Origin of the sequence: Amycolatopsis sp. NPDC051061, from assembly GCF_040682935.1 — a bacterium.
Lineage (GTDB): Bacteria > Actinomycetota > Actinomycetes > Mycobacteriales > Pseudonocardiaceae > Amycolatopsis.
In genome coordinates this window covers 65,859-78,838 of the sequence record NZ_JBFBBZ010000002.1, presented here as the reverse complement: position 1 = coordinate 78,838, position 12,980 = coordinate 65,859, and the positions used below count along the sequence as shown (strand labels likewise).

The following is a 12,980-nucleotide window of genomic DNA, read 5'->3' as shown; positions in this document are numbered from 1 at the left end:
CTCAGATGTCGAGCTGCCGCACACCCGTCTCGCGCAACGCCACCCGGCCAGCCGTCGCCCGTTCGCGCAAGCGGACGATTTCGTGTGGCTGTAACCCGATCGCGACGCCGAATGCCTCCACGTCCGGGAATCCGCCCTGACGCTGCCGCAGCTCCAGCGCCTTGGCCACCTGCTCCGGGGAAAGCAAACCCGCCAGCTCCGGCCCCGAAGCCGCGTTGACGTCCACCAGCGGCACAGGAGCAGGAGGCGGGGGCGCCAGCGGAGCCACATCAGCCGGGACGTAAGCCTCGATGACGTCGTTCTGCCGCAGATCCCGGAACGCCAGCCCGACGGTGAACGTCCGCACCCCGCCGTTCGTCCGCACCGCCACCCCGCCCCGGGCCAGCGACAGGATCCGCAGGTCCGACGCGATGACCGTGCTCCGCTCGTTGAAGGTCGTCCCCGCCGGCCGCAGCACCCGCGCCCGCGTGCCCACCGTGAACAGCGAGCCGCGCCCCTCCGGGACCTCGACCGCCGCCACCACCGAGCCGTTGCCGAGGTCGTTCAAACCGTGCACGACCGCGACACCTTCCCGGCGCTCCAGGTGGTCGTGCGAAGGCTCGTGGAACGCGGTCAGCGCGTCGCCCGCCGTGGGCGGCACGTCGCACTGGAAGCCGAGCAGTACCGTGCCCGGCTGCCCCGCCGGCAGCTCTTCGAGAGGCCCGGCTGCCCCGCCGGCAGCTCTTCGAGAGGCCCGGCCGGCCCGAACAGCCCGAGCACCCGCATCGGCTGGCCTCCGCGCGACAACGCCGTCAACGCCCCGAAGCGCAGCATGCCCTCCCGGACGAGCACCTGCACGTGGAACCCGGTCAGCTGGTCGTACGCCGGCGCGACCACCTGCGCCACACCGTCCTGGCGGCTCAGGTCCGGTCCGACGGCGTCGTCGGTGTACAGCTCCAGCGCGTCGCCGTTCCCGAGGTCGCGCCGCCCCACCGCGACGAAGACGTCCTTGAGGAACCCGGCGTCGGTCACCGGCTCGATGTCGCTCGAGAAGAACTTCTTCCGCACCATGATCCCGAGGCGCAGGTTGTCCGCCAGGATCCGGTCGGCGCGCTTCAGCCGCGCGCGGGCGCCGCGGACCGCGCGCCCGATGCTGACCTGGCCGCCGGGCAGCTCCCCGAGGCCGGAGAGGGTGATCGAGTCGTTGAGCGCCTTCCCGAACTCGATCAGCCCGACCCTGACCTCGGTCACGACGTGGCGGCCAGCGTGACGCTGATCGACTGGTCGGCGTTGACGCGCTCGGACTCGACGACCATCCCGTTCGAAGCCGCGCGATCCTTCAGTCGCGCGAGGACGGCGCGCTGCACCTCGGCCGCGTAAGCGTCGTCGACCGACAGCACCAGCCGCTGGGCTTCGGCCTCGGCGAGGCCGGGGCCGTCGACGTGCGCCATCTGGACGCCCTCGGGGCCGTAGACGAACGTGATCCGCCGTCCTTCCCACGCGGCGACGACGGACGCGCCGTCGTCGGTGACCTGTGCCCGCAGCCCGGTCAGCGCACGGGCCAGCAGATCGCGGTGGCGCATCCGGGTCCGGACGGTGACGACGCCGGGCCGAGCCTGCGTGTGCGCCGCGATCGTGGCGGCGTTGAGCTGCGCCAGCGCCTCACTGCGCAGCTTGAGCGTGACGCTCATCGGTAGTCCCCTTCGAGCAGCGCTTCGAGTACTTCGGTGGTGGCGAAGCCGTTCAGCTCGATCGCGCCGTCCGGGGCGATCGTCAGTTCCAGCCGGTTCGGGGTGGTGAAGATCGACTCGTCGTAGCGGCCGGTCAGGAAGTGGAACCGCTGGTTCACCGAGCCGACCCACGGCCGTGACGGCTCCGGCCGGTCGGCCAGGAAAGGGCCGTCCACCAGCAGATCCGTCGAATCGAGCAGCTTCGACGGCGGTAGCTCCTCAAGGACGTGCCCGGTGAACGTCATCACCGAAAGCCCCGCCTCGCGCACGGCGGAAGCGAAGAGCCCCAGCGGCCCCGGCTGGTCGAACGGCTCGCCGCCCAGCAGCGACGCCTTCGATGCCGCCGATCGCCAGGACGCGCGAAACCAGGTCCTGCCACGGCAAGAGCGTGCCGCCGCGGGTCGTCCACGTCTGCGGGTTGAAGCAGCCGGGGCAGCGCACCGAGCAGCCCTGCGTCCACACCGCGCACCGCAGTCCCGGGCCTTCGGCCGCGGTGACGTCGACGATCCGGTGGAGGTTCAGGAGTTCCATTGCGACTGCTGCTGCGACGCCGTGTTCTCGGCTGAAGCCGACGTTCGCCGGTAGTCCTCGGTGAACTCCGACGTCACGGCGGCAGCGAGCCGACCTGGTTCGCGGTGGCCATCACGAACACCGGCGCCGTCTTCTCCTGCATCCAGGACAGGAACGTGCCGAACACGCGGCGCGCGGTGCCGCCGTCGCCACCGCCGCCCGCGCCGGCGAGGCCCTTCTCGATCTCGTCGACCCACAGCACGCACGGCGCGATGCCCTCCGCGGTGCGGATGACCGTGCGGATGTTCTTCTCGCTGGAGCCGACGAGGCCGGCGAAGACGCGGCCCAGGTCCAGGCGCAGCAGCGGCAGCCGCCACATGTTCGCGACGCACACCGCGGACAGGCTCTTGCCGCAGCCGGGGACGCCGGTGAGCAGCAGGCCCTTCGGCGCCGCGAGGTTGTACGCCGACGCGGCCGGCGTCCAGGTGCCGGTGCGCTTGGTCAGCCACCGCTTGAGCCGGTCGAGGCCGCCGACGGCGTCGAAGCTCGTTTCCGCGGGCACGATGTCGAGCATCCCGGACCGGCGGACGGCCTGGCGCTTCTCGGCGAGGATCAGCTCCAGGTCGCTGGGGTCGAGCCCGCCGCCTTCGACGAGCGCCCGGGCGAACGCGTTCTCGGCTTCCGGCAGCGTCAACCCACGCGCGGCGGCGACGATCATGTCCCGGTCGTCGCGGTCGATGCTGATCCGGACGTTCTGCCGGTGCGCGGCGACCATGCCGTCGAGCAGCTCGCCGATCTGGCGCTGGTCGGGCAGCGGGAAGTCGACGACGGTGGCGTCGTGCTCCAGCTCCGGCGGCACGGGCAGCGACGGCGAGACGAGGATCAGGCTGAGCGGCACCGGACGCGTCTTGAACGCGGCGGCGAGCTCCCGCAGCCGGCGCACGACGTCGGGGTCCGGCCGGTGACCGCCTTCGGAGACGAGCGACGGGTGCAGGTCGACGAAGACGAAGACGGCGGGCTCGCCCCAGCCGTAGACGCGTTCGAGCGCGGCGGCCGCGGCGCGGGTCTCGCTGATCGGCGGACCGCCGGCGGGAGCCAGCCCGGTGGTGCTCGACCAGACGTAGACGCGGCGGGGCGTGCGCAGGCGATTCTGGTCTTCGGCCACCGCGCGGATCTCTCGCAGCACCCGCTGCTCTTCGTGCGTTTCGACGACCAGGAGCGGGTAGCGAGCCTGCAGCAACTCGGTCAGCTCGTCACGAAACCCCTGGCCGGCCATCGATCGCCCCCTCGGAATCCGTCCGGACACTACCAGCGCTTCCCTCTCGAAACGGCTCCGAGCAGTCGCCACCGGCGGGTTCGGTTCCTAGACTCACGTGGCCCGACGAAGACGTCTACGGGAGGCACCATGCCTGACGCGCCCGCCCTGCCGAGCTACGCCTCGGGGATCTCCGAGGTTCCACTGCTCGGGGACACCATCGGTGACAACTTCGATCGGACGGTGGCCGCGTTCGGGGAACGGGATGCCCTGGTCGACCGGACCGCCGGCCGCCGGTGGACCTACCGGGAGCTGGCCGCCGAGGTGAACGCGCTCGCGCTGGGCCTCGTCGCGCAGGGCATCGGGAAGGGCGACCGGGTCGGGATCTGGTCGCCGAACCGGGCGGAATGGACGTTCCTGCAGTACGCGACGGCGAAGATCGGCGCGATCCTCGTCAACATCAACCCCGCGTACCGCTCGCACGAACTGGAGTACGTGCTCAACCAGGCCGGCATCCGGCTGCTGGTCGCGTCGGACGAGTTCAAGACGTCCGACTACCCGGCGATGGTCGACGAGGTCCGCGAGAAGTGCGCCGCGCTGGAGCACGTCGCGATCCTCGGCGGCGAGAGCTGGCAGGCGCTGGTGGGCGCCGGCCGGCAGGGCGATCCGGCGCAGCTGGCGCACCTGCAGGCGGGCTTGTCGGCCGACGACCCGATCAACATCCAGTACACCTCGGGCACGACCGGCTTCCCCAAGGGCGCCACCCTGTCCCACCACAACATCCTCAACAACGGCTACTTCGTCGGCGAGCTGTGCAACTACACCGAAGCCGACAAGGTGTGCATCCCGGTGCCTTTCTACCACTGCTTCGGCATGGTGATGGGCAACCTCGCGTGCACCAGCCACGGCGCCTGCATGGTGATCCCGGCGCCGGCGTTCGACCCGAAGGCGACCCTCGACGCCGTCGCCGCCGAGCAGTGCACGTCCCTCTACGGCGTGCCGACGATGTTCATCGCCGAGCTGAACCACCCGGACTTCGCGAGCTTCGACCTGTCGTCGCTGCGGACCGGGATCATGGCGGGCTCGCCGTGCCCGGTCGAGGTGATGAAGCAGGTCATCGACCGGATGGGCATGTCCGAGGTGTCGATCTGCTACGGCATGACCGAAACGTCACCGGTGTCGACGCAGACCCGCGCGGACGACTCGATCGAGCGTCGCGTGTCGACGGTCGGGCGCGTCGGGCCGCACCTGGAGGTCAAGGTCGTCGACCCCGAGACGGGGCTGACGGTGCCGCGCGGCGAGCCGGGGGAGCTGTGCACGCGCGGGTATTCGGTGATGCTCGGGTACTGGGAGCAGGCGGACAAGACGGCGGAGGCGATCGACGCGGCCCGCTGGATGCACACCGGCGACCTGGCGGTCATGGACGCCGACAGCTACCTCAACATCACCGGCCGCATCAAGGACATGGTCATCCGCGGCGGGGAGAACCTGTACCCGCGGGAGATCGAGGAGTTCCTCTACACGCACCCGGACATCCTCGACGCGCAGGTCATCGGCGTCCCGGACGAGAAGTACGGCGAAGAGCTGATGGCCTGGGTGCGGATGCGCGAAGGCGCTTCGCCGTTGACCGCGGAGAAGGTACGTGAGTTCTGCGAAGGCAAGCTGGCCCGCTACAAGATCCCGCGGTACGTGCACGTCGTCGAGGAATTCCCGATGACGGTGACCGGCAAGGTCCGCAAGGTGGAGATGCGCGAGAAGTCGATCAGCCTGCTGGGCTTGGAAAAGGCGGCGTCGGCCAAGCACGCCTGAAACTTCGTGAAGGCCACCTTGACGAACTTCAAGTTCCTCAAGGTGGCCTTCACGGCACGTCAGCCCACCGCCGCGGCCACCGCCGCGGCCGCCGCCGCGATCGCCTTCGCGTCTTCCTCGCCGAACGTGTCTTCCAGCTGCTCCGGTGAGTAGTCGACGTCGATCTGCTCCACCGGCATCCCGCGCGCCGACTCGATCGCCCCCAGGCGGCGCTGGGCGCGGTCGGCCGCGTACTGGATGATCTCCTCCGGGTCGTTGTCGAACGGCACTTCCTCGAACTGGTCCTGCACCCACTGGATCATGCTGAGCGCGTGCGGCAGCAGCTCGCCCATCCGCTGCTGGACGGCGTCCCACAGGGAGTCGTCCGCCGCGACGTGCCGGCGGCAGGTGAACGTGCCCCACGCCATGTGGCGGCGCTCGTCGTCGCCGATGCGGCGGACCAGCTCCTGCATGCCCGGCAGGATGTCGTGCTGGGTGCAGATCAGCTGCCACGAGTAGTAGCCCGTCAGCGCGAGGCTGCCCTCGATCACGTGGTTGTACGTCACGCTCGCGCGGATCTGGTTGAGCGGGCTGGGATCGTCCTCCAGCGCGCGCAGCGACTGCGGTAGTTCCTCGTAGAACAGCTTGCGGTAGTGGGGATTCTCCGCGACGTACGGGTGTAGGTCCTCGGTCAGCCCGACCGCGTCCATCCAGCGCCGGAACACCTCGGTGTGCTTGGCTTCCTCGAAGCAGAACTGCGTCAGGTACATCTCGTCGCCGAAGCGGCCGGTCGCCGACATCGCGCGCATGAACGGCTGGATGTCCTCCGTGACGGCCTCTTCGCCGGCGATGAACTGCGCGACCAGGTACGTCGTGCTGCGTTTCTGCTCGTCGTTGAGGGTGTCCCAGCCTTCGCGTTCGCGGCTGAAGTCGATGTCGGCGGGGTTCCAGAACTTCTTGTTGCCCTTGGCGAACAGGCGCAGCGGGAACGAGTCCCAGTTCAGGCCGCCCTTGCGCAGCGAGGAGAAACCGGTGCGCAGTTCGGCGAGCGTGTCGGTCATCGTTTCACTCCATTGTGGCCGAATTGGCGGATGGTGGGAGCCAGCACGGCGGTGACGGCGTCGGCTGCCTCGGCCGCCGAGTGCGTGGGGAGCACCAGGTGCGACAGCGAAAGCCGCACGACGGTCTCCGCGAGCAGGGCGGCGGCTTCGGCGGACAGTCCCGGCTCGAACTCCCGGTACTGCTCCGCGGCGAGGTCGGCGGCCGCGGTGAGGATGGGTTCGCCCTTGGTCGTGAGCAGGGGCAGCAGGTCCTCGCCCGCTTCGGTGCCGAGCGCCGCCGCGACCAGGCGGTTCTCCCGCGCGTGCTCGATCGTGTAGACGACGGCGTGGTGAATCCCGGCCAGCAGGCTGTCCGCCGTCTCGAACCGCTGCCGGATCCCGTCGAGGAACTCCGACGCGGTGCGCAGCGCCACCGCCTGGGTCAGCGCCGCCTTGTTGCCGAACTCGTTGTAGACGGTCTGCCTGCTCACCCCGGCCCGGGCCGCGACGTCGGCCATCCGCAGCCCCGCGTAGCCGCCCTCGGGCAGCAGGTCCGCGGCGGCGTCGAGCAAGGCTTCCCGGAGGGACGCCTTCGTCCGGTCAGTGAAGCTGGTCACACCTTCACCTTGACACAGATGTCTCCGCTGTCAAGGCGCTGTACATGATCGGTTGACGTGTAAATCTGTCGGTGGTGACGGCTACCGTGTCAGGCGTGGGCATCACGGTGGGGTTCGACCTCGACATGACACTGATCGACGCGCGGCCGGGCATGGCCGCGGCGATGAACGCGCTCGGCGTCGAATCCGGCCTTTCGCTGGACGGTGACGCCTTCGCGGCGAACCTCGGCCCGCCCCTCGACGACATCCTGCGCGGTTTCGAAGCACCCGAGGAACGCATCCCCGGTCTGGTCGACCGGTTCCGCGCGCTGTACCCCGAGATGGTCGTGCCGAGCACGGTCGCGCTGCCCGGCGCGGTCGAGTCGCTGCAGGCGGTCCGGAAAGCCGGCGGGCGCACGCTGGTCGTCACCGGCAAGTACGCGCCCAACGCGCAGCTGCACGTGGACGCGCTCGGCCTGGACGTCGACGAGGTCGTCGGCGAGCTGTGGTCGACGCGGAAGGCCGAGGCGCTCCTGGCCCACGACGCGAAGGTGTATGTCGGAGATCACGCCGGCGACATCCGAGGCGCGTTGGCCGCCAAGGCGATCGCGGTCGGCGTCACGACCGGTCCGTGTGATCGCACGCTCTTGCTGAGCGAAGGCGCCGAAGTGGTGTTCGACTCCTTGACGGAGTTCCCGGACTGGTTCGAGCGGACCTTCGCGAGGAGCGTGGTGCCCTAGTCGGTTTTCTTGGCGCGCGCCTCGAAGACCAGCGCAAGCAAGCCAAGCAGCAGGCCCAGCGGGGTGACGACGCCGGCGCCGACGGACAGCCAGATCGGCAGGTTCTCCAGACCGGCGGCGAACATGATGAACACCGTCAGGACGGCGATCATGCCGAGGGCGAACAGGCCGATGCCGATCCGCATCAGGAACGGTTTGCCGGGGGCGGCCACGGTGGCCTCCTTCGTCGCGGTCGTCATGCCCCAGAGGATATCCGCCGGTATCGACTTCTCCCCAGGGCCTGTGGCGAGATACCCTTTCAGGAGCGCGCCCTGGGTACGCCCCCGGGCGCGTTCGTCGTGAGCGGGACAGCAGAAGGATTGGTGAGGGAAGTGCCGACCGGCAAGGTCAAGTGGTACGACGCGGAGAAGGGGTTCGGTTTCGTCACGCAGGACGACGGTGGCGCCGACGTCTACATCCGCAAGGCCGCGCTGCCGCACGGCGTCGAGGGGCTCAAGGCCGGGCAGCGGCTCGAGTTCGGCGTCGCCGACGGCCGTCGCGGCCCGCAAGCGCTTTCCGTCCGGCTGATCGACGCGCCGCCGTCCGTCGTCGAAGCGCGTCGCCGCCCCGCGGAGGAGCTGCACGGCCTGATCGAGGACATGATCAAGCTCCTCGAACTGAAGGTGCAGCCGGACCTGCGGCGCAACCGCTACCCGGACCGCAAGCACACCAAGCAGGTCGGCGAGATCCTGCGCGGGGTGGCCCGGGACCTGGACCCCTAAACCGCTAGGCCTCCAGCCGGAGGCCCCACACGTCACTGGGCAGCAGGCCCGACTCACCGGTGCTCGAGTTCAGCACGGCGGTGTACTTCTGCACGTCGACCGCCGAGATGCGGTCGGCGGGCGTCGGCGGCGTGACCGTGTAGGCGTACCGGTCCAGTGACGTGAACGGGATCGGGTCGCTCTGCTTGAACTCGCCCTGCGGGGTGACGTACTCGTAGACGATCTGCCACGGCGCGTCCGCGACCTCGCCGGGCACCGAGATCTGCACGGGTTTGCCCGGGCGGACCTTCAGCGTCTGCGTGTCGCCCTTGGCGCTGCACGGCTGCGCGAGCTGCTGGGAGTAGTCGCACGACAGCACCGGCGTGGTGTTGATCGTGTGGCCGTCGGCGTAGAAGGTGACCTCGGCCGGGCCGGGTGCCGAGCAGCCGGCCACCGCGAACCCACCGGCCGCAAGCAGGGCCACCACCCGGGAACGTCGCATGGCCGGAGCCTACCGGCGGGCCGACGGGTCCCTGGGCAGGCCCTGGACCGGGAAGCTCCCGGTCGGCTCGGGGCGCAGCGGCCGGTCGCCGCCGAGGCCCGGCACGAGTGAGCCGCCGCGGCGCACCAGGTACGTCTGGGTCATCCCGACCGCCAGCAGGACGGTGATCACGAGGAAGCCGATCCAGTACGTCGGCGGCAGCAGCAGGCCGACCGCGCCGCCGAGGCACCAGGCCAGCTGCAGCACGGTCTCCGAGCGGCCGAACGCCGACGCGCGTGACTCCTCGGGCAGGTCCTCCTGGATGACGGCGTCGAGGCTGATCTTGGCCAGCGCGCTGGCCGTGGCGCCGACCAGGCCGACGAGCGCGGCCGTGGCCAGGCCGGGCAGGATCGTCGCGACGAGCGCGGCCAGCACGCAGCCCGCCACGCACCCGACGATCACCTGGTCCGGGTTGCCGAAGTGCAGCCGCGAGCCCAGGGCGTTGCCGAGGAAGCCGCCGGTACCCGCGGCGGCGCCGATCACGCCGAGCAGCAGCAGCTGCATGAACGGCGTCTGCCCGCTGCCTTCGGTCTGGGCCTTGACGGCGAACGCGGCGAACATCATGAGGAAACCGGTGAGGATGCGCACCGAACCGTTGCCCCACAGCGCGACGACGATGTGGCGCCCCATCGGCTGGCGGCGCTTCTTCTCCGTCGGGTGCGCCCACAGCGACGTCGGCACCTCGCCCTCGGTCGCCTCGACCCAGGCCGGGATCCGCATCGACTGCACCGCGGCGGCGACGCAGATCAGCGCCGTGAACCACAGCGCGCCGGCCGCCCCGGAGATCGCGTTGATGCCGCTGGCCAGCGCGCCGAACGAGCCGGCGGCGATCAGGCCGAACGTCGTCAGCCGGGCGTTGGTCTTGGAGAGCGTGATCTCCGATGGCAGCACCCGGGGCGTCACCGCGGCCTTGAGCACGGTGAACGACTTCGAGAGCACCATCATGCCGAGCGCGGCGGGGTAGAGCAGCCAGTCGTCGAAGTGCAGCGCCATCACGACGGCCATCAGCCCCTGGCCGACCGAAGACGCGCACATCGCCAGCCGCCGGCCCCGCTGCACCTTGTCGAGCGCGGGGCCGATCACCGGCGCGACCAGCGCGAACGGCGCGATCGTGATGAGCAGGTAGAGCGCGACCTTGCCCTTGCTCTCGCCGCTGGTCGCGGCGAAGAACAGGGTGTTGGCCAGCGCGATCGCCATCGCCGCGTCGCTGGCGTAGTTCAGCATCACGGCGTAGGTCAGCGAGGTGAGGCCGGACTTTTCGGCGCCGTCGGCCTTCGTCGCGCGCTGGAAGGCGCCGACGGCCTGGCCGGTCAGCTGCCGGCTGCGCATCGCCGCGACCCGCGTGACGGTGATCTTCTTCGGCAGCTTCGGCGTGCCGCCCGGCGTGCGCGGTTCCTCCCGCGGCGGCTGGGGCTCCGGCTCGGGCGGCCGCGGTTCGCCCGCGTAGCCGCCGGTGTCGTAGTGCTCGTACTCACCGCTGCCGGGACGGTGTTCGCCCTGGTAGAAGCCGGGCTGCTCGCGGCGGACCGGCTCGGTGCGGTTCGGGTCATACGGCCGGGCGCCGCGCGGAGGTGGCGGCGGCGGCGGTGGCCGGTGCCCCATCGGCGCGGCGGCGGTCGGGGCTTCGTTCGCGTTCGGCCCGGGGTCGCCGTAGTAACCGCCGCGCGGCGGGGGCGGCGGCGGGACGGGCCGTTCGACGCGGGTGGGCGGCGGCGCGCTCCGGTGCTCGGCGCGGGTGGGCTCCGCCCGGGTGGGGGCGACGGCCTCCCGCCACGGCTTGGCCTGCGCCGCGCCCGGCTCCGGCGTCCAGCGTCGCTTCGACTTCCGGCCGCGCTGCTGCGAGCCGGAGCCGTCGGAGCGGGAGCCGAAGAGTGCCACGTCTCAATCCTGCCTTACCGGGGGTCGGTTCCGCCTGCTCATCCGTGCTTTACGGGTTCTTCGGGACGAACCTCACCCGGAACGTGACCTGCCACTGCTTCCCGGTGAGGAGGAATTCGTCCGTGCCCGGCACGGCGGCGATACCGTTGAGCACGTCCTCGGAGCCGGTTCTGTTCAGCTGTGCGCGCAGCTGACCTGCGTCGATCGTCCCGGTGACGTGTCCGGTGGCGGCGTCCACGCGGAGGATGGTGTCGGTGTGCCAAACGTTTGCGTAGACGTCGCCACCGACGCACTCGAGTTCGTTGAGCTGGTCGCGCCCGACGTCGACGCCGCCGGTGACGGCGAAGGTCTTCGGGTCGCGGAAGGTCAGCCGGGCGGAGCCGTTGCTCATGACGAGCCGTCCGCCGGCCTGGTGGCACAGTCCCCAGCCTTCGCCTTCGTATCTGACCCGGCGCAGCTCGGCGAGGGTCTGCGAGTCGCGTTCGATGGCGAAGCCGTCTTGCCAGGTGAGCTGCCACAGCGTCGGCCCGAGCACCGTGACGCCCTCGCCGAAGAGGGGCGAGGGGAGCGTGGCCGTGGTTTTCGGCGGTCCGCCGGGCGGGCCCGCGGTGAGCGTCGACTGCCCGGCGAGGCCGGTGCTCTCGTAGAGCGTGTCGCCGGCGAACTCGAGGCCTTCGGTGAAGGCGGCGGGGTCGTGCGGCAGGGTCGCGACCACTTGGACGGTGAGCTGTTCCGGGCTTGTCTCCTGGCCGGGGGCACCGGCGCAGCCGCCGAGCGCGGCGGCCACCAGCAGCGTGGTGATGATCGGCGTGCGCACATGAACAGCCTGGCACGGGCGCCGATGATGCGTGCGGCACAATTGGCTGCATGACGCTGCTGCTGACCCTCGATGACGGTTCCGTGCAGCGCAAGCTCGCCGATGCGGTGGAGTTCGCGCGCGCGGCAGTGCTCGACGAAACGCCCGGGGAGCAGATCGGCACCCACGTGGGTGTCTCTCGTGAGGACGCAGTCACGGCGAGTCACTTGTTCGAGGCCCAGGTGCCCGGCCATCGCGGCTGGCGCTGGTCGGTGACGGTCGCCCTGGCGGGCGACGACGAGCCGGTGACGGTCAGCGAGGTCGTGCTGGTGCCCGGGCCCGAGGCGCTGGTCGCCCCGGCGTGGGTGCCGTGGGGGCGCCGGGTCCGCGCGGGCGACCTCGGCGTCGGCGACATCTTCCCGACGGACGAGAACGACCCCCGCCTGGCCCCGGCGTACCTGCAGTCGGACGACCCGGCGGTGGAGGAGGTCTCCCGCGACGCCGGCCTGGGGCGCGTCCACGTGTTGTCTCGTTATGGCCGTACCGAGGCGGCGTCCCGCTGGCACGGCGGCGAGTTCGGACCGCGCTCGGACATGGCGCGCAGTGCGCCGGACGTGTGCGGGACGTGCGGGTTCTTCGTGCCGCTGGCGGGCTCGCTGCGCGGGGTGTTCGGAGTGTGCAGCAACGACATCGCCCCGGCGGACGGCCACGTGGTGGACGTGGAGTACGGGTGCGGAGCGCACTCGGAGGTCGAGGTCGAGGTGACGTCGTCGGTCCCGGTGGCAGAGCTGGTTTACGACGACTCGCTGTTGGACTACACCCCGGTGGAGGCGTCGGCGGCGTCGTCATCGTCGTCGTCGGAGGTGGTGGAGACGGCGGCGGCCGAGCCGGAGACGGCGATCGCGGAGGCGGACGTCTCGCCGGCGGAGGTGGAGCCGGAGGTCATCGCGGAGGCTGCGGCTGAGTCTGACACCGCGCCGGTCGCGGTGGCCGATGTGGTCGCCGAGCCGGTTGCGGCCGATGCCGACCAGGCTGAGCGGAGCGAGGCGGCCGCCGAGGCCGAGCCGGTCGAAGTTGCCGCGGCGGAGCCGGCGGAGGCGCAGCCGGAGCAAGCCGAGGTGACCGATGCGGTTGCCGAGCTGCAGCAGGCTGAAGCCGCCGCACCCGTGGTTGCGGAGCAGGCTGAACCCGCTGTGTCGGCGGTTCCTGAGCCTGCCGAGGCTGAGCCGACTCAGGCTGAGGTGACTGATGCGGTCGTCGAGCCGCAGTCGGCTGAGGCCGCTGTGCCGGTGGTTCCTGAGCCTGCCGAGGCTGAGCCGACTCAGGCTGAGGTGACTGATGCGGTCGTCGAGCCGCAGTCGGCTGAGGCCGCTGTGCCGGTGGTTCC

14 protein-coding genes and 2 pseudogenes are annotated in these 12,980 nt (G+C 70.8%); 4 read left to right on the top strand and 12 right to left on the bottom strand.

Annotation, left to right across the window (positions count from 1 at the left end; genetic code table 11):
* Position 1 precedes the first annotated feature (1 nt).
* The 6 genes and pseudogenes from AB0N03_RS03075 to AB0N03_RS03050 form a co-directional block, all read right to left on the bottom strand.
* Positions 2 to 640: a hypothetical protein gene (locus AB0N03_RS03075; RefSeq protein ID WP_364364485.1), complete on the bottom strand. Its 639-nt coding sequence runs from the start codon at positions 638 to 640 to the stop codon at positions 2 to 4.
* Positions 613 to 1,230 (bottom strand): hypothetical protein, encoded by a 618-nt coding sequence (locus AB0N03_RS03070; RefSeq protein ID WP_364364483.1) that lies wholly within the window; start codon positions 1,228 to 1,230, stop codon positions 613 to 615. The genes AB0N03_RS03075 and AB0N03_RS03070 overlap by 28 nt, the downstream gene beginning before the upstream one ends.
* Positions 1,227 to 1,670: a hypothetical protein gene (locus tag AB0N03_RS03065; RefSeq protein ID WP_364364480.1), complete on the bottom strand. Its 444-nt coding sequence runs from the start codon at positions 1,668 to 1,670 to the stop codon at positions 1,227 to 1,229. Before AB0N03_RS03065 ends, AB0N03_RS03070 begins: the two co-directional genes overlap by 4 nt.
* Positions 1,667 to 2,110 (bottom strand): annotated as a pseudogene (locus tag AB0N03_RS03060) (4Fe-4S cluster-binding domain-containing protein); the annotation flags it as partial. The gene AB0N03_RS03065 and the pseudogene AB0N03_RS03060, both read right to left, overlap by 4 nt.
* 28 nt (positions 2,111 to 2,138) lie before the next feature.
* Positions 2,139 to 2,240: pseudogene (locus tag AB0N03_RS03055) on the bottom strand (ribonucleoside-triphosphate reductase activating protein); the annotation flags it as partial.
* 73 nt (positions 2,241 to 2,313) lie between these two features.
* A complete protein-coding gene (locus AB0N03_RS03050; RefSeq protein WP_364364477.1) occupies positions 2,314 to 3,495 on the bottom strand; it encodes an AAA family ATPase in 1,182 nt (393 codons plus the stop codon).
* 129 nt (positions 3,496 to 3,624) lie between these two features.
* On the opposite strand from AB0N03_RS03050, the gene AB0N03_RS03045 reads away from it, so the two are divergent.
* Positions 3,625 to 5,283 carry an AMP-binding protein gene (locus AB0N03_RS03045; RefSeq protein ID WP_364364474.1) on the top strand — a complete coding sequence of 553 codons (1,659 nt, stop codon included), beginning with the start codon at positions 3,625 to 3,627 and terminating at the stop codon, positions 5,281 to 5,283.
* Positions 5,284 to 5,342: 59 nt separating this feature from the next.
* Here the strand turns inward: AB0N03_RS03045 and AB0N03_RS03040 are convergent, their stop codons facing one another.
* Positions 5,343 to 6,323 carry a R2-like ligand-binding oxidase gene (locus AB0N03_RS03040; RefSeq protein WP_364364471.1) on the bottom strand — a complete coding sequence of 327 codons (981 nt, stop codon included), beginning with the start codon at positions 6,321 to 6,323 and terminating at the stop codon, positions 5,343 to 5,345.
* On the bottom strand, positions 6,320 to 6,919 hold the full coding sequence (locus AB0N03_RS03035) for a TetR family transcriptional regulator (RefSeq protein WP_364364468.1): 600 nt from the start codon (positions 6,917 to 6,919) through the stop codon (positions 6,320 to 6,322). The genes AB0N03_RS03040 and AB0N03_RS03035 overlap by 4 nt, the downstream gene beginning before the upstream one ends.
* A gap of 95 nt (positions 6,920 to 7,014) precedes the next feature.
* Here AB0N03_RS03035 and AB0N03_RS03030 point away from each other — a divergent pair, with 95 nt between their 5' ends.
* Positions 7,015 to 7,638: an HAD family hydrolase gene (locus AB0N03_RS03030; protein ID WP_364364465.1), complete on the top strand. Its 624-nt coding sequence runs from the start codon at positions 7,015 to 7,017 to the stop codon at positions 7,636 to 7,638.
* Here AB0N03_RS03030 and AB0N03_RS03025 read toward each other — a convergent pair.
* Positions 7,635 to 7,877, bottom strand: coding sequence for a hypothetical protein (locus AB0N03_RS03025; RefSeq protein ID WP_364364462.1), 243 nt, complete (start codon positions 7,875 to 7,877; stop codon positions 7,635 to 7,637). The genes AB0N03_RS03030 and AB0N03_RS03025 overlap by 4 nt on opposite strands.
* A 132-nt stretch (positions 7,878 to 8,009) precedes the next feature.
* Between AB0N03_RS03025 and AB0N03_RS03020 the strand changes: the two genes are divergently transcribed.
* The gene (locus AB0N03_RS03020; RefSeq protein WP_364365340.1) at positions 8,010 to 8,399 is read left to right on the top strand and encodes a cold-shock protein; all 390 of its coding nucleotides are present in this window, start codon (positions 8,010 to 8,012) and stop codon (positions 8,397 to 8,399) included.
* Between the two features lie 4 nt (positions 8,400 to 8,403).
* Here AB0N03_RS03020 and AB0N03_RS03015 read toward each other — a convergent pair whose 3' ends face one another.
* The 3 genes from AB0N03_RS03015 to AB0N03_RS03005 are packed head-to-tail and all read right to left on the bottom strand — an operon-like array spanning position 8,404 to position 11,614.
* On the bottom strand, positions 8,404 to 8,880 hold the full coding sequence (locus AB0N03_RS03015; RefSeq protein ID WP_284743009.1) for a DUF2771 family protein: 477 nt from the start codon (positions 8,878 to 8,880) through the stop codon (positions 8,404 to 8,406).
* A gap of 9 nt (positions 8,881 to 8,889) precedes the next feature.
* On the bottom strand, positions 8,890 to 10,797 hold the full coding sequence (locus AB0N03_RS03010; RefSeq protein WP_364364458.1) for an MFS transporter: 1,908 nt from the start codon (positions 10,795 to 10,797) through the stop codon (positions 8,890 to 8,892).
* 49 nt (positions 10,798 to 10,846) lie between these two features.
* A complete protein-coding gene (locus AB0N03_RS03005) occupies positions 10,847 to 11,614 on the bottom strand; it encodes a glutaminyl-peptide cyclotransferase (protein WP_364364455.1) in 768 nt (255 codons plus the stop codon).
* Between the two features lie 50 nt (positions 11,615 to 11,664).
* Here AB0N03_RS03005 and AB0N03_RS03000 point away from each other — a divergent pair.
* Positions 11,665 to 12,980: DUF3027 domain-containing protein (locus AB0N03_RS03000; protein ID WP_364364452.1), on the top strand; the 1,316-nt coding region annotated here is incomplete at its 3' end.